The 21,901-nt window shown below is 70.9% G+C and carries 18 protein-coding genes, 1 tRNA gene and 2 pseudogenes; 9 read left to right on the top strand and 12 right to left on the bottom strand.

Features of this window, described 5'->3' with window-relative positions:
- Positions 1-6 precede the first annotated feature (6 nt).
- The 3 genes from BMY40_RS13800 to BMY40_RS13790 all read right to left on the bottom strand — a co-directional run bounded on the left by BMY40_RS13800 (position 7) and on the right by BMY40_RS13790 (position 4,522).
- Positions 7-2,295, bottom strand: a complete 2,289-nt coding sequence (locus tag BMY40_RS13800) for an iron-containing redox enzyme family protein (RefSeq protein ID WP_093659123.1) — start codon at positions 2,293-2,295, stop codon at positions 7-9.
- Between the two features lie 198 nt (positions 2,296-2,493).
- The gene (locus tag BMY40_RS13795) at positions 2,494-3,513 is read right to left on the bottom strand and encodes an SGNH/GDSL hydrolase family protein (protein WP_093659121.1); all 1,020 of its coding nucleotides are present in this window, start codon (positions 3,511-3,513) and stop codon (positions 2,494-2,496) included.
- Positions 3,514-3,739: 226 nt separating this feature from the next.
- Complete coding sequence (locus BMY40_RS13790; RefSeq protein ID WP_093659119.1) at positions 3,740-4,522, bottom strand: SDR family oxidoreductase; 783 nt, start codon at positions 4,520-4,522, stop codon at positions 3,740-3,742.
- Between the two features lie 574 nt (positions 4,523-5,096).
- Here BMY40_RS13790 and BMY40_RS13785 point away from each other — a divergent pair.
- Both BMY40_RS13785 and BMY40_RS13780 read left to right on the top strand, forming a co-directional pair.
- Positions 5,097-5,172 (top strand) — tRNA-Arg (locus BMY40_RS13785).
- A 158-nt stretch (positions 5,173-5,330) separates the two neighbouring features.
- Positions 5,331-6,047: a hypothetical protein gene (locus tag BMY40_RS13780; protein ID WP_093659117.1), complete on the top strand. Its 717-nt coding sequence runs from the start codon at positions 5,331-5,333 to the stop codon at positions 6,045-6,047.
- An 82-nt stretch (positions 6,048-6,129) separates the two neighbouring features.
- Here the strand turns inward: BMY40_RS13780 and BMY40_RS13775 are convergent.
- Positions 6,130-6,336 (bottom strand): annotated as a pseudogene (locus BMY40_RS13775) (tyrosine-type recombinase/integrase); the annotation flags it as partial.
- Positions 6,337-6,529: 193 nt separating this feature from the next.
- On the opposite strand from BMY40_RS13775, the gene BMY40_RS13770 reads away from it, so the two are divergent.
- Complete coding sequence (locus tag BMY40_RS13770) at positions 6,530-7,429, top strand: HNH endonuclease (protein ID WP_093659115.1); 900 nt, start codon at positions 6,530-6,532, stop codon at positions 7,427-7,429.
- 12 nt (positions 7,430-7,441) lie between these two features.
- Here BMY40_RS13770 and BMY40_RS13765 read toward each other — a convergent pair whose 3' ends face one another.
- From BMY40_RS13765 to BMY40_RS13755, 3 genes are all read right to left on the bottom strand, one after another.
- Positions 7,442-8,167, bottom strand: a complete 726-nt coding sequence (locus BMY40_RS13765; RefSeq protein WP_093659113.1) for a PaeR7I family type II restriction endonuclease — start codon at positions 8,165-8,167, stop codon at positions 7,442-7,444.
- 12 nt (positions 8,168-8,179) lie between these two features.
- Positions 8,180-9,856: an Eco57I restriction-modification methylase domain-containing protein gene (locus BMY40_RS13760; RefSeq protein WP_093659111.1), complete on the bottom strand. Its 1,677-nt coding sequence runs from the start codon at positions 9,854-9,856 to the stop codon at positions 8,180-8,182.
- 1,478 nt (positions 9,857-11,334) lie between these two features.
- Entirely contained in the window at positions 11,335-11,763 is a 429-nt protein-coding gene (locus BMY40_RS13755; RefSeq protein WP_093659109.1) for a PIN domain-containing protein, read from the bottom strand.
- A gap of 532 nt (positions 11,764-12,295) precedes the next feature.
- Here BMY40_RS13755 and BMY40_RS13750 point away from each other — a divergent pair.
- The 3 genes from BMY40_RS13750 (at position 12,296) to BMY40_RS13740 (ending at position 14,631) form a co-directional block, all read left to right on the top strand.
- A complete protein-coding gene (locus tag BMY40_RS13750) occupies positions 12,296-12,499 on the top strand; it encodes a cold-shock protein (protein WP_093659107.1) in 204 nt (67 codons plus the stop codon).
- A 273-nt stretch (positions 12,500-12,772) separates the two neighbouring features.
- Entirely contained in the window at positions 12,773-14,266 is a 1,494-nt protein-coding gene (locus tag BMY40_RS13745) for a DEAD/DEAH box helicase (protein WP_093659105.1), read from the top strand.
- A 59-nt stretch (positions 14,267-14,325) separates the two neighbouring features.
- A complete protein-coding gene (locus BMY40_RS13740; protein WP_093659103.1) occupies positions 14,326-14,631 on the top strand; it encodes a CBS domain-containing protein in 306 nt (101 codons plus the stop codon).
- A gap of 183 nt (positions 14,632-14,814) precedes the next feature.
- Here the strand turns inward: BMY40_RS13740 and BMY40_RS13735 are convergent, their stop codons facing one another.
- From BMY40_RS13735 to BMY40_RS13720, 4 genes are all read right to left on the bottom strand, one after another.
- Positions 14,815-15,153, bottom strand: coding sequence for a MerR family transcriptional regulator (locus BMY40_RS13735; RefSeq protein WP_093659101.1), 339 nt, complete (start codon positions 15,151-15,153; stop codon positions 14,815-14,817).
- A gap of 243 nt (positions 15,154-15,396) precedes the next feature.
- On the bottom strand, positions 15,397-16,065 hold the full coding sequence (locus tag BMY40_RS13730; protein WP_093659099.1) for a hypothetical protein: 669 nt from the start codon (positions 16,063-16,065) through the stop codon (positions 15,397-15,399).
- 112 nt (positions 16,066-16,177) lie between these two features.
- Complete coding sequence (locus BMY40_RS13725; protein ID WP_093659097.1) at positions 16,178-16,870, bottom strand: esterase/lipase family protein; 693 nt, start codon at positions 16,868-16,870, stop codon at positions 16,178-16,180.
- A gap of 134 nt (positions 16,871-17,004) precedes the next feature.
- Positions 17,005-18,435: an FAD-dependent oxidoreductase gene (locus BMY40_RS13720; protein WP_093659095.1), complete on the bottom strand. Its 1,431-nt coding sequence runs from the start codon at positions 18,433-18,435 to the stop codon at positions 17,005-17,007.
- 315 nt (positions 18,436-18,750) lie between these two features.
- On the opposite strand from BMY40_RS13720, the pseudogene BMY40_RS13715 reads away from it, so the two are divergent.
- The 3 genes and pseudogenes from BMY40_RS13715 to BMY40_RS13705 all read left to right on the top strand — a co-directional run bounded on the left by BMY40_RS13715 (position 18,751) and on the right by BMY40_RS13705 (position 20,724).
- A pseudogene (locus BMY40_RS13715) lies at positions 18,751-19,829 on the top strand (C40 family peptidase).
- A 95-nt stretch (positions 19,830-19,924) separates the two neighbouring features.
- Complete coding sequence (locus BMY40_RS13710) at positions 19,925-20,359, top strand: phage holin family protein (RefSeq protein WP_245770067.1); 435 nt, start codon at positions 19,925-19,927, stop codon at positions 20,357-20,359.
- Positions 20,356-20,724 (top strand): DUF3618 domain-containing protein, encoded by a 369-nt coding sequence (locus BMY40_RS13705; RefSeq protein ID WP_093659093.1) that lies wholly within the window; start codon positions 20,356-20,358, stop codon positions 20,722-20,724. Before BMY40_RS13710 ends, BMY40_RS13705 begins: the two co-directional genes overlap by 4 nt.
- Here BMY40_RS13705 and BMY40_RS13700 read toward each other — a convergent pair.
- A complete protein-coding gene (locus BMY40_RS13700) occupies positions 20,689-21,765 on the bottom strand; it encodes a YihY/virulence factor BrkB family protein (RefSeq protein WP_245770066.1) in 1,077 nt (358 codons plus the stop codon). The two genes, BMY40_RS13705 and BMY40_RS13700, sit on opposite strands and share 36 nt — an antisense overlap.
- Positions 21,766-21,901 lie beyond the last annotated feature (136 nt).

Here is a 21,901-nt window from a genome sequence, read left to right as displayed (position 1 = left end):
AGGACCTCACCGCCGCCGCCCCGAGAGACGGCCTCGGCGGGCCGCCAGGCGCGCGCCCACGCCGCTCGGTGGATTCAGCGATCGGTAGCCCACCCGCACCCGATCCCAGACGTCCGCCCGGTTGCCGGGCCCGGGCGCCTCGGGAAGCGCGGCCAGCAGGGTGTCCACAGCGTCGGCCGCCCAGGCGGAGTGCCCGGTGGCGACGTTGTCGATGGTGTTGTGGATGTCCACGAAGCGCGTGCTGAAGCCGTACTCCTTCAGGGCCAGCCGCGCCCTGCGGTACGTGCCGCCCACCCCCGACAGCTCCATCGCCAGGTTCAGTCCCAGCACCTCGGGCAGGAACGTCCGCGGGAAGCGCCCCACGCACAGCCAGTACACCGGCAGCTCGAACGACTCGTCCCGGAAGCCGGGCCACCGGGCGAACTCCGGCGAGGCCGTCGGCGGCAGCTCCACGTCCATCTCCCTGAGCACCTCGCGGTAGATGAGGGGATGGTTCAGACGCGGCTCGCCGTTGCCGAGCTCGTCCCAGTACGTCTCGAAGAGGGAGTGCCCGATGCCGGACGACGCCTGCTCGTAGTCGGTGAACCCCTGCAGCCAGCTGCCGTCGATCAGGGTCAGCGGCGCCGTCTGCACCGTGTCGTCGACGAGGGCCTCCCTGGACGGCAGCGGAACGGCAGCGTTCTCCTCGAACTCGGCGCCGTGGCGGTCGTGCTGGGCCTGCAGCCAGGGACGCAGCCCCTCGTGGCCCCAGCGCTCCGGCAGCGGCATGGTCCCGCGGTCCATGCCGTACCGGGAACGCGCCAGCCAGCCGGCCACGTACTCCATGGCCCAGGAGCGCAGTGCGGGGGTGTCGGTACGGCGCATCAGCATGTGGTAGGCCTCGCGCGGGCCCGACGGCGCGCGGCCCGCGGAGCGCGGCCCCGCCCGCAGCGCGCCGGCCACGGCGACCAGGGCGTCCCCGCCGCCCGTCCCGGTCGCGCCGGGAGGGGCACCGGAGGGAGCGTCCCCCGCAGACGCGCCGCTGGAGTCCGCGGACGGCCGCGCGGGCAGGGAGTCGATCCACCGCCGGACGACCTCCAGGTCCTCGGGCGAGAAGACCCGGAACATCGGCCCCCGCTCGCCCACCAGCCCCCGCACCAGCGAGCTGGCCTCCGAACGCCCGGGCTTGACCAGCCTGCTGCGGGCCAGTGCGTCGAGCAGCGGCCCCGGATCGGTGCGGGACTCCGCCAGCCAGGCCGCCAGCGGCCTGCCCTCCAGCATGAACCGGTGGTGGTAGACGGCGCCCTCACGCGACCGCAGACGCATCAGCTCCGCCATGTCGAACGCGGGGTCCCCGGCCGCCACCAGTTCCGCGTGGAGCGCGTCGGACCAGTCGCGCAGGACGGCCAGCGCCCAGCCGAAGCCCTCGCGCACCGCGTCGGCGGCCCGGTCGCCCTCCTGCTCCAGCAGTTCCTCCACAGCGGCACGGCACTGCCCGGCCGGCGGCGCCTCCTCCCGGCCCCGTCCCTCCGCCGGGTCGACGGCGGCCCAGTCCGTGCCCGTGGGCAGCTCCCTCCGGACCACCGACAGGGCGGGCAGCAGCCCGACCGACCGCAGGCACAGGTCGGCCCCCAGGATCTCGCCCCGGAAGTCGTCCGGCCGCCTGCTCATCGCCAGGAGCAGCGCCGGGAGACGGAACGCCCCCTCCGCGATGCGCCGGTCGCCGGTGAGCCGCGCGACCGGCACCGCGTTCTCCGCCAGCCGCAGCCGGCGCAGCAGCCCCAGATAGGCACTGCCCCGGGAGGCGTCCGGGTGGCCCACACCCACGTCGGAGGCGTACAGGGCGAGGATCCTGAGCACCACCGGGCTCTCCGCGTTCCCCGGGGCGCTCAGCCACTGCAGCCACGCGCCGGAGACCAGGGACAGCGGGGCGCAGCCGAGGACGGCCCGGCGGACGAGCACCTCGCGGTACCCCTCCGAGGGGCCTCCCCCCGGCTTCCGGTCCTCCCCGGGCTCCCGCCCCTCCCCGTCCCCGGAGCCGAGAAGGGCCAGGTACCGCTCGCGCTCACCGGCCGCCCAGGCGGCGGCCCGCCGGACGAGCGCGTCGAGCGAGGCGCCCTCCCCGCAGTGGGCGTGGCGGCGCAGCTCGGTGCGGACCTCCTCGACGAACCCGCCCTCGGGGACGGACGCCTCCGGATCGGCGGCGTACGCGTACACCGCCCGCGCGGAACCGCCGCCTCGCGGCGGCCCGGGCGGCCCGCCCGTCCGCTGCCGCGCGGACGGCGTCGCCGAGGCGGTTGCCTCTTGGGCTTGCATCGTTCCCCTCTCCTCTACGTGATCGAGCTCCCGGCCGTGCGGAGCACGTCCGGCCGTCCGGTCAGAACATGGGGTAGATGGATGCGTCGTTCTTGGTCTTCCGCTTGCGCCTGAACAGCTTCGCGACGATCCTTCGCACGAACGACATGGCTGGATGCCCTCTCTCGGATGCGTGTGGTGCTGCGGTGGACGGGGAGGCTAGGAAAGGCCGAGGGAGTCGGCGAGCAGGCCGGACACGACCTCCGTACCGTGGTCGGTGAAGTGCGCGCGGTCCACGTACAGCCAGTCCCGCTCCGTCACCGATCCGGCGATCACCGGGCTGATGTCGAGGAAGCGCACGCCCTGCGCCTCGCAGGCCGTGCGGAGCGCCTCGGCGTACTTCCGGCCCGTCTCCATCGTGGCGATGTCGCCGTACAGCTCCCAGAAGTTGGAGATCTCGTCCAGCTCGCCGAAGACCGCCCTCTCCTCGGGCGAGGGGGACTCCCGCACCCAGGTGGCGAGCGGCTGCAGCACGTAGGTGATGCGCGCGCCGGTCGGCTCCGCCAGCAGACGCAGGGAGGCGAGGTGCCGTGCGGTCAGCTCCACCGCGTAGGCGATGCGCTCCCCGAGCGGGGGCACCACGTGCTCCTCGTGCTCCTCGGCCCCGGCCGCTGCCGAGCGGCGCCCGAACCCCCGCTTCGGCTTGCGGTGCCTGGCCCGCAGGTCCTCCATCTGCTCGAAGTACTCGCCGCAGTTGAAGAACGCCCCGTGCTCCCCACGCTGCCACTGCGGAAGCCTGCTGAGCGCAAGGTCGTTGAGGCCCGAGAAGACGACGATCTCCTCCAGCTCCGGAAGCAGGTGCCGGTGCATCAGGAAGAGCAGCAGCTCCTGCATCGAGTTGTGGCTGCGCCCGGCGAAGTTGAGCCACGGGACCGATGGCGCGTACTTGGACCACAGACGCGACGCCATCGTCGCGGCATCGCTGGTGGCGCCGATCCCGAACGGAGTGGAACTGCCGGCCAGCAGCCGCACCGGACCTTTCGGCGGTTCCTCCACGGACCCCTGTTCGGTGGCCCCGCAGGAAATCCGGAATCCCAGCCGGTCGGTGTTCACCGTCTCGGACCGGTATCCGGCCCGATGGAAATACATCAGATAGGGCAGATAGCGGGTCTCCGCGCGGTCGTCGAAGTCGTCGTACCGCAGCATCTGCGGCGTCAGGAGTTCACGCTGGGAGCTCAAGACTGGGACACTCCTCGGTTGGATTGGCCTCGGTTGGATTGACCTTGCCGAACCGCCTCCGGGGGGCGGGGTTCGCCGCACCCGGGGCCTCCGGAGCGGCCGGGGGCGGGGACGGCGGCGGCACGGCGCGGCGGGCGCGCGGGCCCGTGCGGGTCTGTTCGAGCCCGTGCGGACCTGTGCGGACCACTCCGCCGCGGCCCGGCCGCACCGCCACCGTCCTCCCGGGTCACCGCGTAGCGCCGCGGGCAGCCGGGTTGCGCGCCTCGCGGAAAAGCGGTCCGCGGTGGACCCTGTGCTGCGCCGCCTGGGCGAGGGGGCGCACCACGAGGTGGTCCACGTTCACGTGCTGGGGCAGGCCGACCGCCAGCGCGACGCACTCGGCGACGTCGTCCGCCGTCAGCGGACGGTCGACGCCCTCGTACACGGCGGCCGCCTTCTCCCTGTCGCCGCGCACGCGGTTGAGGGCGAACTCCTCGGTCCTCACCATCCCGGGGGCCACCTCGACGACCCGGACCGGCTCACCGCACAGCTCCAGCCGCAGGGTCTCGCTGAGCGCGTGTTCGGCGTGCTTGGCCGCGCTGTACCCGCCGCCGCCCTCGTAGACGGTGAAGGCCGCGGTGGAGGTGACGGTCACGACGGTGCCCCCCGCCCCCTGCCTCAGCAGCGGCAGCAGCTCCTGCGTCATCCGCAGCGTGCCCAGCACGTTGACGGCGAACATCCGCTCCCAGTCGTCCACCGAACCGGCCTCCACCCTGTCCACCCCCAGGGCGCCGCCGGCGTTGTTGACCAGGACGTCGCAGGACTCCAGCTCGCCGGCGAACCGCCGGACGGCTTCGGCGTCCGTGATGTCCAGCCGGCGGGCCCGCGCACCTGTCTCCTCCGCCACCCGGCGAAGCCGGTCCGCGCGCCGGGCGACGGCCACCACGTCGAAACCGTCCTTCGCCAGGCGGCGTACGGTCGCCGCCCCGATCCCGCTGCTCGCCCCGGTCACCACCGCTGTGCCGGCCACCGGGCACCACCACCTCTCCGTTACCTCCGCGCTCCGCCGCGCGGACGACCACCTGGAATCCGCGCAGGGGTGACCACGGCCCGTGCGGCGAACCCACCTGTGTTTCCGATGCCGGCCCTCGACGGCAGTCGCGGAATGCGCGTCCTGTGTGCCACCCCGGTTTCCGCACGTCCTTCCGCGCCCTTGGAGCATCTCCGGACAGCGGCACCGGCTGAAGGGGACGGCGTGGTCGGGAACACGCAGTGCGGATTCCCGAAGAACGGACACAGGGGGCAAGGAAGAACAGAAGCCGCACCTCCTCGGACCCCGCCGGCGGGGCGGGACCGGGGCCCGCCGCCCCCGACCGGGCCGAGACCGGAGCCGGGGCCGGGGCCGGAGCCGGAGCCGGGGAGACGACCCGGGCGCCGCCGCTCCACTCCTCGCCATCCGCTAGACTGTCCCCGGCACCTCTGCCGCCACGGGAAGAGGACCGGGGATCCGCGCCATGGGACTCCGTCCACCCGCGGCCGGCAGCAGGCGCCGACTGCGTGTACCGGTCCCGGCGGGGTTTCCCGCGGGGATCCCCACACACCCCGCCTTCGTAGCTCAGGGGATAGAGCACCGCTCTCCTAAAGCGGGTGTCGCAGGTTCGAATCCTGCCGGGGGCACCAGCGCGAACGCCCCGGACCGGGTACGGTCCGGGGCGTTTGACATCTACGTCTGACATCAACGGGACAGTCGGTCACGGTCGATGTGCCTACTGCGCGAGCAGTCCGTGAGCCGCGCGGACAAGGCTGCGCGGGCCCCGAGACCTCGGCACAATGCCCCCGTGCTCTCCGACGCCATCGACGCCGTGGACTGGTCGGCCGTACCGGCTCCTCCCAACCCGCGATACCGCCCCGAGGTGATCGTCGGCAGTCTCAAGGAGCTGGCCACCGCCACCACACTCGACCAGGCCGCCGATGCGGCGTCCCGCCTCGCGGGCGGCGGCATCGTGCACGACCACAGCGGCATGGTGTTCCCCTCCGCAAGCTGGGCTGCTCCTTTGCTGCTGGACATCGTGGAGCAGGGCCACCCGCATGCTCGGGTGGCTGCTGTGGGCTTGCTGGACGACGCGTTGTGCCTCCATCCAGCAGCCGACTACAACCGGGTGGTCACAGAGCATGGGATGCACGTACCCATCTGCTGTGCCGTGGCCCGGAGCGTGCGCAGTCGCCGAGACATCGTTCTCGCCCAGGGCCACCCCGGAAAGAGGCTGCTGGCAGAGGCGCGACTGCACTGGCGGTTCGACATCGAGGAAACCTTGCCGGTGTCCGAGGGCGTGGTCGCAGCGTTCGGCGTCTTGGAAGGGGTGCTCCCGAGCCCTCCCGTCGAAGGCGAACTGCATGCGGGGCCGTCTCGGTTCCCTGTGCCGGCAGTTGAAACCGAATACCCGCCCGCGGACGACACCGGGCAGGCATGCCTGCTGCTCAGGGGGGTTCCCACGGAAAAAGCCGTACCAGGCTCCGCGCTCCACCCGACCGCGTGCGGGGAGCGTGAGCACTGACCGGCCACAACCGCCGGAAGCCCCGGACTGATCACGGCAAATTCCAGGGCTTCCGCGCGCCTCGCACTGGCACCGGCGGGGATCAACCGGTGCCAGGACGTCTCCTGAGCAGTCGGTCCATGTGGCTGATCGCCTCCCGCTGGGTGTCCTGCACCACGTGCGTGTAGACATCCATGGTGATGCTGATCTGGCTGTGGCCGAGGATCTCCATCACCACACGGGGAGCGACCCCGGCGGCGGTGAGCAGCGTCGCGCAGCCGTGCCGGGCGTCGTGCAGCCGGATCACCCGACCGCGGCTTTACGCACCTGCCCGGTCCGGGACCCGCGTCGAGCAAGCCCAGGGGGCCACTCGGACACATTGCGGGCAGGTCCAAAGCCTGCCCGAGTTGCCAACCAGCGTACGGCCCCCTGGCCATGCTCGACCCCAGCCCAGGCAGGACACCGCCCAAACCCGCTCTGCCAACCTGTTCCCGTGACATGCGATGAGATCTCCCACTACGCTACAGAATGTTCTGCATACTCCGCTTAAGCGTTCCGAGAGGGAAGTCTTGGAAAATAGGCCTAAGCCGCCAGTTGATGTGAAGAGAAAACTTCGCCAGCATGCACGGTTCGGTTGCTGTAGATGCGGAATACCAATCTATCAGTATCACCACATAATTCCATACAGTCGGGAGCAGCACTTTCGGGTGGAAGATATGATGCTCCTGTGCCCCCTCTGTCACGACATGGCTTCAAAGGGAGCCCTAAGCGAGGCTCAGCAAAGAGAGATACAGGCGAACCATTTCAATTCTAGGAGAGGGCTCACTGGGGGAATGCTCCATGTTAACCAGGAGTACTGCGCCGTCCTCGCCGGAGGTGTCTTGTTGGCAGGAGAGGGGCCATTGCTGATTGCGAACGAAGAGCCACTGCTGAGCCTAAGCCCGGGAAATGATGGACACCTCAGACTATCTGCCACTCTTTATGACCGGCTCGGTAACCTGATCGCCCTAATCGATGATAACGAGCGGGTCTCAGGGGACGCTGCAATTTGGGACCTGGAGGCGGAACACCGGAAATTAGTGGTTCGCTCTGCCGCCAACCAAGTAGCAATGCATCTGAGCGCAAAGGGGGAGCCAGCCCACCTTCGTGCCAAATTTTGGCACTCCGGATCTCTGATCGACCTCCGCGGGGTCGGCATTCGAGTCGATGGAGTAAATGCTGGCCAAGAGATATCGCAAGGTCTAGCCTTCGCCGGAATGATGCTTAAGGTCAACACATTGGATCAGGTGGTGGAAATCGACTCCCAGCTGAAGTCTGGCTTCCTTATTAGCGAGTATGATCCGGACGTAAGACTGCGCAAGGCTATTGCAGCATGGCAAAAATTGAAACCCAAATCCACTTAAAATTCCGGTCAACTACCTCGGAATCCCAAGACTCTTCAAGTAGGTGAGGCGGGCGTTTATGGCCGCGGCGAAGTGGCGCCAGTCGAGGCTGTCGACCGGTTCGACCGGGCTTGGGTTCTCCAGCGAGGAGGTCACGTAGCAGACGGCGTCGTAGAGCTGTTCGTCGACGAGTCGTTGGCAGAAGATCCCGAAGCGGTCCTGGTACGAGGTCCCGTGCCACATGTCGTCGACTGGCAGGCCGCCCTTTGCGATCTTGACCGGAGTCCTTGACCCCTCGCCATCCTGCATGATGAAGAAGTAGCCGAGCCAGGGCTTCTCCTTCGGGAACAGCTCTGCCAGAGCCGCGCGGCGCAGGTCGACGGCGCTGCCGAGGGCTTCTTCGACCCGGTTGTTGTAGTTGTTGCCGTACGACGGCCCGCCCAGCCCTTTGAGTTCGAAGGCCGCGATGAGGACGCCCTCGTGGACGACCACGACGTCCCATTGCTTCTGCGGCCGGTAGTAGCCGGGCAGTGCGAGCCCCTGGGACTTGGTGACGCGGATGCTCTCGGGCGGGTAACCGGCGTCGAGGAAGAACTTGGCCAGGAGGGTGGCGATGGCGTCGAAGTGCTTGCCGCCCCGTACGGTGCCCGCGGTGCCGGCGCCCACCGCTTCCCGGATCGCGGACTGCTCGCCCTGCATCTGCTTGGCGCCCCAGTAGGCGGCTATGGCGTCCTCGAAGTCCTGGCGGGTGACTGTCACCGTCGGCTTCTCCTACTCGGGCAGTTCGGCAAGTCCGTACACGCGCAGCGCGGCCTCGGTGGCAGCCTCCACGTCCCGACGGTCGAAGGCGTCCGCGAGCGCGGCCCTGTCCCGCTCGTCGATCGCATCCGGGTCGGGAACACGGATCTTACGGAGGTACTGGGCCTGGAAACGAAGGGTTCCCCCGCGCATCCGGACCGCGTAGGCCTCCACGAACGCCTGGGCGATCCTGGACAACAGCAGGCCGCCGAGAACGCGCAGATCCCAGGTGTCCGAGACGATGTAGTACAGGTTGTGGTGAGGGTACAGGCCGCCTTCGTCGAGGACCGGATGGATCGTCAACTTCATGTCCGGGAACATCAGCTTGGGTCGGCGGGTGAGACGGGCGTCGACCTTGTCGATCGTCTTGTACCAGCGGTGAGGCTGCTTGACCGCCACGTACCGCTTGCGCAGGGCATCCCCGTGCCTGTCGAGGTAGGAGGCGAGCCGGGGGTAGGCGCTGAGGTCGACCAGGTCACCGTCCGTGCTCCACGGATTGACCAGGTAGGTGCCGCCCCAGTCGAGGGTGCCGTTGGTGGTGTCGCGGACCATCGCCATCGGAAGCAGCCGATCGGGTTCGACCGCGTCGGCGTCCTGGGTGAGAAACACCTTGTCCGCACCGGTGGCGACCCCGATGCCGACACGTGTCCCGGTGCGGGGGTCCTCCAGCAGCCCGAAGCGCTTGGTGAGGTCTTCCAGCATCGCCAGCCGGGCCGGGGAAGCCGCCGGCCAGGACTCCTCCCCGGGGAACCAGTGCGGCAGGCGCACAGCCTGGAAGGCTTCCGCGTCGATCTGCTCGCGGGCCCCGGACCGGCACCAGGCGGCGAAGTCGCGGGACCGTGCGGCGTCGAAGGCCCGTGTGGTGTCGGCGACGACGGCCGGTCCCTGGCGGCGGTTGGAGATGACCGTGATCGCCGGGTACGCAGAGACCTGCTCGTCGAAGGCGTCCACGTCGTGCATGGTCAACACCAGGTCCATGCTGAAACCGCGGGTCACCAGGCGGCGCAGGGCGCGGCCGTACTGGTTGCGCATCCAGCGGTCGGCGCAGATGAAGCCGAGGCGGCCACCCGGGGTGAGACTGCGCAGGGCGGTCTCGTAGAAGCCGATGTAGATGTCGGCCCGGCCGCTCATGGTGGGGCAGGCGTCCCGGTAGGCGGCCATGCGGTCGTCGGGGACGTCTTCCAGTCGGATGTAGGGAGGGTTGCCAACGACGTAGTCGGCGCGGTAGTCGGAGTCGGCCTGGAGCAGGTAGTCGCCCTGGCGCACCCACGCCGCGGCGATCTGCTCGGAGTCTGCTGGGCCCCAGCCCTCGTCTTGCAGTGCGCGCGTGATCAGGGTCCGGCTCTGCTCCACGTTGTGGTCCAGCAGATCGAAAGCCCGAACCGCCTCGGTCGCGTCGGTGAGGGGGCGTCCGTGGGCGTGGCAGGAGGCGCTTACGCGGGAGGCAATGGCACCCAGGAACGCGCCGCCGCCACAGGCCGGCTCGATCAGCTTGGTGTCGCACAGGTCCTTGTCCGGCGTGTAGCCGATCAGGTCCAGGATCAGCTCGACCACCCAGCCACGGGTGAACACCTCGCCGTGTTCCACGGCCTCCTGTAGAGACTTGGGAAGGGCGAGGCTGTCGGTGCCGAAGAGCGCGAGAGTTGCCACCCTTGGACACTATCGCCCCAGACACAACGAGCCGGATTCGTCCACAGAACGTACTCACCTGCTGACAGTGGGGGCAGTGCTCCGGACGCAGGCCGGTCGAGTCAGGTGGCCGTCTACGCAACGTGCATGGCCGGGGAAAGACAGCCAACAACAACCGGCGCTGCCAACGCTAATGGATCGATCGCAGCTCAGAGTAGTGATCGCTCACACAGCCGCAGGCCGCGGAACCAGTCATGAAGCGCCAGAACAAGAAGGCCGGTCTTGGGTATCCATCAACCTTGCGCCTACAGGGTGAGGTGCCCCGCGCCCACTCCGTGTAGCTTGGGCTGTGACACAAGTGGCAGCTCAACCTGTGTCACAACTTGATTCTGGGGTCCACAGCCAGAGGTACAGCAAGAGCAGCTCCCGGACATGGTCCGGCCTGGTCGCACCCAGACCGGACCAGCGCCCGCGGAGCGGCGGTCGAGTCCGGCCGTCTACGTCACGGCCGGACTCACCGCCTTACTTGCTCCACGAGAGCAACGACCGCCACGAGAAGGCTGAGTGCCGACAGGATCACTTGCCAGCGATCCGGGCCAGGCCAGCGCTTCCCAGCCTTCTTGAACGATCGATCTCTCACTGTCGCTCCTCTCTTCCCAGAGCACTCCACGTCGGGAAGCTCCAACCAACCCGGCCGTAGCCGGGACATCCCTGGGGGAAGATGAGCAGCGCTACGAGCTTAGCGCTGGAACTCACCACCTCACACGAGGTCTTGAGCACAGTCGGTCGGCCACGCGTTATTGGCAGCACCTATGCACGTACTTATTCGACAAACTCTCGCTGCGCGGGAGCCATTTTTGACCTCCAGGCGCCAGAGAGGCCGTCAGACGGCCACACAGAGGTTGAGCGTGAACAGACAAGTTCATGCAGGGACAGGACGCAGGCGCCGACTTCCACGAATGTGACCTTCGTCACATAGCGGGTTTCGCAAGAGCTGCCCACGGGTTCACCAGTGACAGCGCACCACAGCCGTACCCACCTGACATCACCGGGTGACATCAACGGCGATGAACGGCAATGGTCGTCAGCAAACCAAGCCACCTGTAATGCGGCCGAGCTGGGATGGTGCTACCGAGACCCGGATCGAACTCCTAAAGCGGGTGTCGCAGGTTCGAATCCTGCCGGGGGCACAGGTCGAAGGGCCGACCCGGGAGGCAAGCCTCCCGGGTCGGCCCTTCGACGTGTTCGAGGCCGTCTCCCCTGCCGGTGGCCTCTCACGCCCTCGCGGACCACACTCCCGAGCCGGCCGGCGGCGGCCCGGCCACGGTCGCTGACCGTGCCGGCCGCCGGAGAGGCTGAGGACGTCGGAACAAGTCACTCTCCAAGACCCTGCCTCAGAGGCGGGGATGGCGAACGTGGGAGCGACCGGAAGGCAGGGGAGAGAGGCACGCCGCCCCGCGTCCGGCGTCAGCAGAGTAGGTCGTGACCGCGGGTGCCGCTTACAGCTTCTCCTCCCACGGATTGATCACCAGGACCCCGGTCCGGGCCATGTGCTTGATGTTCCGGGTGGCTGCGGTCCAGCCGTCGGCCAGGGCGGTGGCGGCGATCAGGGCATCCGGTGGGTCGATGCCGGCACCGGCGGCCTTGAGCGTCTTGTGGATCGCGAGGTAGGCGGCTGCTTCCGGCCCGCCGATCGACGCGATGCGGTCGTGGTATTCGTGCCGTACCGCGGCAAGCGCTCGGGCGTAGCGGGCCTGTCGTACGGGATCCGGAGTGGCGGCCACCCCTGCCTCGATCTCGGCAACAGTGATCACGCTCAGAAAGCGGTTGAGCCCGGCCGTGGACCGGAACCGGGCCGTGACGCGCGGGTCCGGCCTCGCCCGGGTGGTGAGTTCGGCGACGACGTCGGTGTCGAGCAGGTAGATCACTCGGTGTCCGTCTGTCCTTCGTGGGATCGGGCGCCGAACTCCAGCCCCTCGAAGGGAGCGGAGAGCAGGAACTCCTCGAAGCCGTCGTTGCTCAGCTTCACTCAGCGAGGCCGGGAGGCCCGTCGGCCGGCCCGTGCGGCCGGCCGTCTCGCGTAGGCACCCCGCGCCGCGTGCGTACGGCCGCCCACGACGCCGGTCCGGCGGCTGTACCCGGCGGTGCCGCCGGGTACAGCCGCGCTTGGATCTCGCAACCATATCTGTTCCCGCGGCATGAGATTTCCGCGAAACGCGCGGACAGTTTCCCTGTGACAATGAGCGGAAAGAAATATCTCGGCCTGCACGGATCGCCGCAACGTGCTACTGTCGATTCCAGTTGCAGTTGTGGTTCCCGAGTTCCAGACCCTCCCAGTCGGCTTCTGCGCCACTGGAAGTGCTTTTTGGCTCCGGTCTTTTTCCGGGCGGGGTGATCATCGCGGCGACACGGCGTCTGCGCAGTGCGGCCGCCGACTCACTGCCCCGAAGGAGAAAAGACATGACTACTGGCACCGTGAAGTGGTTCAACGCGGAAAAGGGCTTCGGCTTCATCCAGCAGGACGGCGGCGGCGCGGACGTGTTCGCCCACTACTCGAACATCTCCGCCCAGGGCTTCCGTGAGCTGCTCGAAGGCCAGAAGGTGAGCTTCGACATCGCGCAGGGGCAGAAGGGCCCGACGGCCGAGAACATCGTCATCGCCTGACGCCGACGCGCACATCGCAGCCGGGGCCCGCATCCTTCGGGGTGCGGGCCCCGGCTGTACGCGCTTCCCGCAGCTCCTCGCCTTCGGCGCGACTGCGGAGAACCGGCGGGAACGCACCACCGGACACCCTTCGAAAGAGCCGGCGCATGCCCTTTCGACCGTGCCGCAGCGCATAATCCAATTACGTTTCCATTCGGCCTGCTCTTGCGATTCTCCATGCCGTTCCCCGCAGCGAGAATTCCCTGACATGCGCCGTGTCGAGGAAGGTTCCGCATGAATCGCACACGCACGAACGACCGTTTCGCCCGCGCTCGGAGCGGCGGTGCCGCCCCGCGGAGGGATGGCGGCCGGTTCGGCTCGTCGGCTCCCGGCCGCTCCGGCGGGCCGGTCCGTTCCAACGGCCACGGCCGCCGCCCCGTCGCGCTCCAGGGCGAGTTCGCCCTCCCGGAGACGATCACCCCGGCGCTGCCCGCCGCGGCGGGCTTCGCCGAACTCGACATGCCCGCGGGGCTGCTGGCCGCGCTCGGTTCGCAGGGCGTGACCGTACCGTTCCCGATCCAGGCCGCGACGCTGCCGAACTCCCTGGCCGGCCGCGACGTCCTGGGCCGGGGGCGCACCGGTTCCGGCAAGACCCTCGCCTTCGGGCTGGCCCTCCTGGCCCGTACGGCCGGACGGCGCGCCGAGCCCCGGCAGCCGCTGGGGCTGGTCCTGGTACCGACGCGTGAGCTGGCTCAGCAGGTCACCGACGCGCTCACGCCGTACGCCCGTTCGGTGAGGCTGCGACTGGCCACGGTCGTGGGAGGGATGCCGATCGGCAGGCAGGCCGGCGCGCTGCGCGGCGGCGTCGAGGTCGTCGTCGCCACCCCCGGACGCCTCAAGGACCTCGTCGGACGCGGCGACTGCCGGCTGGACCAGGTCGCCGTCACCGTCCTCGACGAGGCGGACCAGATGGCCGACATGGGCTTCATGCCGCAGGTCACCGAGTTGCTCGACCAGGTGCGCCCCGACGGCCAGCGGATGCTGTTCTCCGCCACCCTCGACCGCAACGTCGATCTGCTCGTACGCCGCTATCTGAGCGACCCCGTCGTGCACTCCGTCGACCCGTCGGCCGGCGCGGTCACGACGATGGAGCACCACGTGCTCCACGTCCACGGCGCCGACAAGAACGCGGCCATCACCGAGATCGCCGCGCGCGACGGCCGCGTGATCATGTTCCTGGACACCAAGCACGCCGTCGACCGCCTCACCGGGCACCTTCTGAACAGCGGGGTGCGGGCCGCCGCCCTGCACGGGGGCAAGTCGCAGCCGCAGCGCACCCGTACGCTGACGCAGTTCAGGAACGGACACGTCAGCGTACTGGTGGCGACCAACGTCGCCGCCCGCGGCATCCACGTCGACGGCATCGACCTCGTCGTCAACATCGATCCTCCGAACGACCACAAGGACTACCTCCACCGCGGTGGCCGCACGGCCCGCGCGGGCGAGTCCGGCAGCGTCGTCACCCTGGTCACCCCGGACCAGCGCCGTGCCGTGACCCGTCTCATGGCAACGGCCGGCATCGCCCCGCAGACCGCCCAGGTCCGTGCCGGGGCGGAGGCGCTGCACCGCATCACCGGTGCCCAGGCCCCCTCCGGCATCCCGGTCGTCGTCACCGCGCCGGCGGCCGAGCGCCCCGGGCGCGGCGGTGCCTCGCGCGGCCGGCGCCGTTCGGTCCCGGCGGCCCGGCGCGCGCCCGCGCGGCGGCCCGCCTCCGGCACGGCCGCCTAGAGCCGCCCCGGCCGGGAAGCCGGCCCCGATCTCTCTCCCCCATCTCCAGGAGGCACCTTTTGACACCGGTCCGGACCCATTCCCGCTCGGCGACGAGCACCGACTCCGCGCACAGGACGGCCGCCGAGGCCGTGGACACGGCCGGGCCTCAGGTCTGGGACGACATGACCGTCGAGGTGGCGCTGTCCGTCATGGCCGCCGCCCGCACGGGTCACCTCGTCGTCTGCGACGGGGACGGCAGGCGCACCGGCCTGGTCACCCGGGCCCGGCTCATCGCTGTGCGGAACGGTTCCGGATACACGGACCGGATCCGTCTGCACGACGTCGCGGACGGCGGGGCCTCTGCCTGGCCGCCGGCCCGCTGAACCCGTCGGTCTCACAGGTCCCAGGCGCACCACAGGCCCTCTGACCCCGCCGACCACCGTGGCCGAGACCGGGGCCGAGCACGCGATGCTGCACCGGCGGCTCGGGGCCGGGCCCGTGGTCGGCGGACGTCGATGGAGGGCGCCGAGCCCGGGCCGGTCACCGGCGACCCCGTGATCGGCGGATCAGGCGTCCGCGTCGTGACCGGACCCGGTGTCCCCGCGTCGCAGTTCGTCGTTGATGCGCCTGGCCTCCTCGAGCTGGTCCTCCAGGATGACGATGCGGCAGGCCGCCTCGATGGCGGTGCCCTGGTCGACCAGTTCACGGGCGCGGGCGGCGATGCGCAGCTGGTAGCGGGAGTAGCGGCGGTGGCCGCCCTCGGAACGCAGGGGCGTGATCAGCCGGGCTTCACCGAGGGCCCGCAGGAAGGCGGGCGTGGTGCCGAGCATCTCCGCCGCTCGTCCCATGGTGTAGGCGGGGTAGTCGTCGTCGTCGATTCGGCCGAGCGGTGTGTCCGCGGTCATCTGCACCTCTGATCGGGGAATGCGTCCGGGGGCCTGGCACCGTACGGCGCCAAGGCCCCCAGGGATTTGTAACACCACCGGCCGGCCTGCTGCGATGACGGCCTTCTGTTTCCGCACCGGCTTCCGCCGGAGGGCGGGGGTACAGGATCGCGGACGCGTGACCGTGGCACCACCCTCCGCTCCGGGGGCCGCGGTACCCGGGCGGGCCGTTCCCGCCCGGGCGGCCCTGGCGGCGGCCGCAGCTCAGGCGCGCGGCTCGGCGTACCAGCGCCAGGTGGCCGGGCGGGGGCGGCCGGGCAGGTCGGCGCGCCCGGTGCACCACAGCAGGACGGGCCAGGGGTCGTCGGGTACGTCCGGGCCCGCGGGGGCGTCGGGGAAGAGGCGGGCGAGGGCGCGTGCGCACGGTCCGGACGGCGGTTCCCAGGGGAGCCCGAGCCCTTCGGCCACGTCGTGGGTGTGCACCAGGGTCTCCACGATGCCCATGGCGGCGAAGCCCTCCGGGTCCGACACCCCGTGCACGTGGTGGGCTCGGATGTGCGGGGGCGTGGTGCGCACCATGGCGGTCAGCAGCGCACCGCTCGCCTCCAGCACCTGCAGCAGTCCCCCGGGGCCCGCCGCGCGGTCGGCGCGGACGGCGTTCGCCGGTCCGCCGGTTCTGCGGCTCTCCCAGGCGAAGGGGACTTCGTCCGCCAACGGCGGCCTGCGCGGGCCCAGTTGGACGGCGTACGCGAAGAGGTCGTCGGCGAGGTGCTCGGCGGTCTCCCAGCAGTCCCACTCCAGGAGCCCGGCCATGCGTCCCCAGCCGTCGGCGGGCGCCGGGCGGAGGGCGTCCACGGCGCGGTGCACGGAGAGCCGGAGGTCGTCGGCGGTGACGGGGGACGAGGCGGTACGGGGTTCGGCGGGAGGGGACATGGCGGGCACCGTACAGCGGCCGGGCGGAACCGCACAGCGGATGACGCGGCCGTGCGGCCGGGCCGTCGCGGGGACGTCCCCGGCCGGGCGGGCCGGGGACGTCCGGCCGGGGTCAGCTGTCGACCGTGTCCCGGACCTGGCCGTAGACCGTGGCGTCGCTCAGGAGCCCGGAGTGCGACAGGCAGGCGGTCCTGGTGTTGACCGCACCCGACAGGGCGACGCTGCTGTCGGGGTTGATGACGGTGTCGCAGGGCGACCACCAGGTGGAGTAGCGCGCCGAACCGGGCGTTTCGTCACCTGAGTTGAGGGAGTTCAGGAAGGCCGACCCGATGCGCATCTCGGAGCAGGAGGTCTGGAAGCACCAGTTGGCCGTGTCGGTGCCGTGGTTGGGGCCGCCGAGGGAGACCCAGGCGTCGATCTTCGTCGCGCCGCCGAGGTTCTTGGCGTAGTAGCGCGAGGAGAGGCCGCCCATGGAGTGGGTGATCACGTCGACCTTGCTCGCGCCGGTGGCGGCGAGCAGCCGGTCCACCTCGGTGGCGAGCTGCTGCGCGGTGGTGGCGTTGGACTGACTGGTGTTGTAGCTCCACTGCCTCAGGTGGCCGGCGGGCCAGCCGTCGGCGCGGAAGCGTTCGGCCATGGTGTTCCACGTGGATCCGCTGCTGTTCCAGCCGTGGACGAAGAGGATCGGGTTGCTGCCGGGGCCGTAGGCGGAGGGGGACACCGCGGCCGCCGCGGCCGGGGCCTGGAGGGTGAGTGCGAGCACGGATGCCGCGGTTGCCGCGACGGCCAGTGACTTCTTCTTCACTGCGACCTCGAGTGGGTGCGGGGGGACGGGGGATGAGGAGCGGTTGCGCCGTGGGGGGGGATCGCAGGTTACTGGCCGGTCACCGGCGCCGGGCAAGACCCGTGCACGCCTTTTTTGTCGCGTACACGACTTCTTTACGACTCCGTGCGCACCGGCCCGCCGGCCCTCCCCGACGCGCGCAGCACGCGGAGCACATGGCCGGGGGACATCAACCGGGCGGGCGGCTGGAGCATGTGGGCCACCGCCAGGAACGTCCGGCCCAGTACGGGATCGACGGAGGCCGCCGCGCGGTAGCGGGTGAGGTACCGGTCCAGCAGCCCGTCGGCCGGGCCGCGCCTCCCCTCCGCCTCGGGGAAGCGCAGGTCGCCGCCGGCGGCCAGCAGCCACGGGGTGTCGACGACCCTGGCGGCGGCGCGGAAGAAGCGCCGGGGCAGGCCACCGGCGCCCCGGGACCGGCCCCGCCCCCGGTCCCGGTCCCGGTTCCGGGCGAGGAGCGTGCGCAGCACGATCGCCTGCTGGGCCGCCGCCGTCATGCCCTGCCCGTAGGTCGGGTTGAAACCGCACAGGGCGTCACCGGTGACGAGGAAGCCGCCGAGGTGGCGGTCCAGCTTCTCGTAGTGGTGGCGCGCGCTGGCCGGATAGCGCATCCTCACCGGCTCGTTGAGCGGCTCGGCCGTGCGCAGCACCTCGGCCACGTCCGGTCCGGGCAGGGTCTCGGCGTAGGCCAGCATGCCCGCCTCGTCGGCCGGCGGCTCCTCGCCCAGCAGACCGAAGAGGACGACCGCGAACCGGTCCTCCCGCTCCGAGACGATGGCCCCGCCGCGCGGCAGTCCGGGGAAGGGCACCAGCGCGACGCCGCTCCGGCCGCCGAGGTGGTGGGGCTCGCGCCGGAAGTGGCGGGTGACGTAGACGACGTCGGCGCGTACCCGCGTCTGCCGCGGCCGGGGGTATCCCAGCTCCTCCAGCCAGGCCGGGGCCCGCGAGCCCCGGCCCGAGGCGTCGACGACCAGATCCGCGGGGATCGTCTCCTCCCCGGCCCCGCCGGCCTCCCCCGCCCCGTCGGCGCGCGGGCGCACCCGGACTCCGGTGACCCGGTCGCGTTCGGGCGTGGTGACCGGGCCCAGCACCTCCACCCGCTCCCTGACCACGACGCCGGGGAGCGCCTCGACACGCGCGCGCACGTGGTGCTCCACCCGCGGCCGGCTCGCGCCGTACGAGATGACCCCGGAGGGCGCCGGACGCAGGAGGTGGCCGTCGAGGTACCAGTGGACCTCGCCCTGGGTGTCCGCCCGGGTTGCCCCCGCCGCGAGCAGTTCCTCCAGGAACCCGGGGAAAAGCTCCTCCAGCGCCTGCGCGCCGCGGGCGAGCAGGACGTGGAGCTGCCGGCTCTGCGGTACGCCGCGGCGGGGGGCCGGGTCGGCGGGAAGCGTGTCCCGGTCGAGCACCGTCACCCGGTCGTAGGCGTCGGCGAGCGCGCGGGCCGCCGTCAGACCCGCGAGACCGGCGCCGATCACCACGGCGTGGGACCGGTCCGCCGCGCGGGCGGGTCGGGGGATCTGGTCCATGGGCGAACTCCGTTCCGTACGGGGGCGGTTCGGCCCCTGGGCCGTCGGGTGCCGTGCGGCTACGAGCGTAGCGACTCCAAGTGTCCGACCCGTTCCTTTCCGTGCCCGCGTCCACCGCCGCCGGGGTGGTGATGCTCGCCGGCGGCCGGCCGCCGGCAGGGCCGCGCCCTGCTCCACCGCCCGGAGGGCGTCTTCGCCGCCGAAGCGCCGAGGCCCTTCGGCGGGACCCGCCGTCACCTCCAGCCGGCCGCCGTCGCCGCCACGGCCTCGGCCGTACGCGTCATGCCGTCCTCACCCCCGACCGGAGTTGACCTGATGAGTGCCAAGACCAAGCGCGGGTCCCGTCCCGTCCTGCACGCCACGACGATCCTCGCCCTGCTGGCGGGCAGCGCGTACCTGACCGTGGAACTCCGCAAGGAGGAGCAGGCCAAGGCCCCGGCCGTCCAGGCGGTCACCGACACCCCCCTGGTGAAGTCGGGTGCCGCCCAGCAGACCGGCCGGCAGACCTGGGAGCGGCTGAAGAACCCCGACCGCTCGGTTCTGCGGGACGAGAGCGGGCAGGTGCTGGCCACCTTCACCGACGGCTCCCGCACCGCCGCCCTCACCGGTCCCAGCCGCACCTTCACCGAGCCCGCCAACACCACCTCCCGGGTCGTCACCGAGACTGGGTGCGGCTGATGCCGGAGCACTGGAAGAAGGGCGCCGAGAAGGAGAAGTGGTTCAAGGACTGGTTCGGGGAGTACTTCGGCAGCGAGGAGGACGACCTCTTCGCGATGGCCTTCCAGTACGTCGACCAGGCCCCGGTGAAGGACGACGAGGGCGTCCCCTACGCGGGTGACGCCGACTTCGGCCCGATCAACCCCGATGGCGCGGAGGGCGCCGACTACCGGCTGGAGCAGTCCGACTTCTACGACTACCTCGGCATCCCCTACACCTTCCGGGACGGCACCACGATCCAGCCGGAGACCGCCCGGTACCGGGCGATGGACTGCTCCGGATTCATCCGCACCGTCTTCGGGTACCGCGCCCGCTACCCCCTGCGCGCCCTCGACGCCAAGGGCGACGGCCTGCCCCGCACCGCCAACGGCATGGCCCGCTCCGACCTGGGCACGGACGTCATCCCCCTCACCGGGAAGGCGCCGCGGTACAGCAGGCCGGCCTCCATCGACGTCCTCCAGCCGGGCGATCTGGTGTTCTTCTGGCTGGACGCCCGCACCAAGGAGCGCCTGGACCACGTCGGCATCTACCTCGGGCACGACACCGACGGCCACAAGATCTTCATCTCCAGCAGGGAGGAGGTCAACGGGCCGACCATCGGCGACAAGGGCGGCACCTCCCGGCTCGACGGCAACGGCTACTACGCCAAGGCCCTGCGCAGCGCCAAGCGGCTGTAGCGTCCGCCCTCCGCCCGCTGACGAACGGGTGAGACCTGGTTAGCGGGCGGTGAGCGGAGGTACTCGGAGTGCTGACCCATGAGGGGAGCGCGACGATGAGCACGATGCAGCGGATGGACGGACACAAACACGGGCACGGGCCCGGGGAGGAGCACTCCGTCGGCGAACTGGTGGCGCGGGCCACCGCGCAGATGTCGCAGCTCATGAAGGAGGAGTTGCAGCTCGCCAAGATGGAGATGGCCGAGAAGGGCAAGCGGGCCGGGATGGGCGGCGGCATGCTCGGCGGTGCCGGGGTGGTCGCGCTCTACGCGGTGGGCGCCGGTGTGACGGCCGCGATCGCCGGTCTGTCCGTGGTGTGGCCGGTCTGGCTGTCCGCCCTGGTGATCATGGCGGTGCTGTTCCTCGTCGCCGGGGTGCTGGCAGCCCTCGGGCGGCAGCAGATGCGCAGGGCGGCGCCCGCCAAGCCCGAGCGGGCGCTGCGGGGCATGCACGACGACCTGGACGAGATCAGGGGAAGGGTACGGCGATGAGCGTTTCGAGGGACACCAGGCAGACGGAGTTCCCGAACACCCCGGGCATCCCCTCCGACCCGGAGACCCCCGCCGAGCTGCGCGAGCGGATCGACCGCACGCGCCGGGAACTCGGCGACACCATCGAGGAACTGGCGGCCAGGGCCGACGTCAAGGCCCTGGCACAGCGCAAGGCGGCGGGCGCCGTACGGGTGGGCCGGCGCAACGCCGTGCCGCTGGCCGCGGCGGGCGGGACCGTGCTCGCCCTCGTCGTGGCCGCCGTGGTGCTGCGGCGGCGGCAGGTACAGCGGCGACGGTACCCGCTGCGCCACGACCCGCGGACGCCGGCCTCAGTCCGCCGTCTTGTCGAGCGTATGGCCGCGTGAGGCGTCCGGGCCCGGGGGCTGGTCCCGGTCCGGGCCAGGCTCCCGGTCCGGACCGGTGCGGGCGGGCACGTCCCCTCCGCGCGGCTCGCTCCCGCGCCGCTCCGTCCTGCGCCGCTCCGTCCTGCGCCGCCTGAGCCGCAGCCGCAGCGAACGCGGCCACTTGGCGGTGTCGCGCGGCTCCACGTACGGCTCCTCCCCCTTCGGCAGCCCGTCCGCGTACGCCCGCCGGCGGGCCAGTTCGGCGTCCAGCTCCAGGCCGAGCAGGATGGCCAGGTTCGACAGCCACAGCCAGACGAGGAAGACCACGGCGCCGGCGAGGGTGCCGTACGTCTTGTTGTACGAGCCGAAGTTCGCCGTGTAGAGCGCGAAGCCCGCCGAGGCGGCCAGCCACAGCAGCACGGCCACCACGCTGCCCGGCGCCATGCGCAGCCCCCGCAGCCGGGCGTTGGGAGCCGACCAGTACAGGATGCTGATCATCGCCGCCACCAGCAGCACCAGCACCGGCCACTTGGCGACCGACCACACCAGCAGTGCCTGCTCGCCCATGCCGACGGCCTTCCCGGCCTGCTCGGCCAGCCCGCCGGTGAAGACCACGATCACCACGCTCACCGCGAGCAGCACCATCAGCGCCAGCGTCACGCCGATCCGCAGCGGCGTGAGCTTCCACACCGGGCGGCCCTCGGGGATGTCCAGGACGCGGTTGGCCGCGCGGATGAACGCCGCGACGTAGCCGGAGGAGGCCCACACCGCGCCCAGCAGGCTGATGACCGCCAGGAAGCCGCCACCACTGCTGCGCTGGATCTCGCCCACCGTGTCGCTCAGGATCTCGCGGGCCGGGCCGGGCGTGAGCCGCTGGAGGTTCTCCAGGATGTACTCCGTCGCCGTCTCGCCGACCGCGCCGAGCAGCGAGACGAGCAGCAGCAGGGCCGGGAAGATCGACAGCACGCCGTAGTACGTGAGGGTCGCCGCCCGGTCCGGGATCTCGTCGTCGAGGAACTCCTTGGCCACGCCCCGTGCGAGGGCCCACCACGTCTTCGCCATGGCCCTACTGGTTACCGCCGCGGGCCCGGACATGTGCCGCCCGGTGGACACGGCTGCGTAACGGCGGGCCCGGACGGCCCGCGCCCGCCGCAGACGCGCGGGGCGTGGTACGGGCGGCGCCTGCCGTCCGTACCAC

Source organism: Streptomyces radiopugnans (assembly GCF_900110735.1).
GTDB classification, from domain to species: Bacteria; Actinomycetota; Actinomycetes; order Streptomycetales; family Streptomycetaceae; genus Streptomyces; species Streptomyces radiopugnans.
This window is presented reverse-complemented; position numbering and strand designations above follow the sequence as displayed.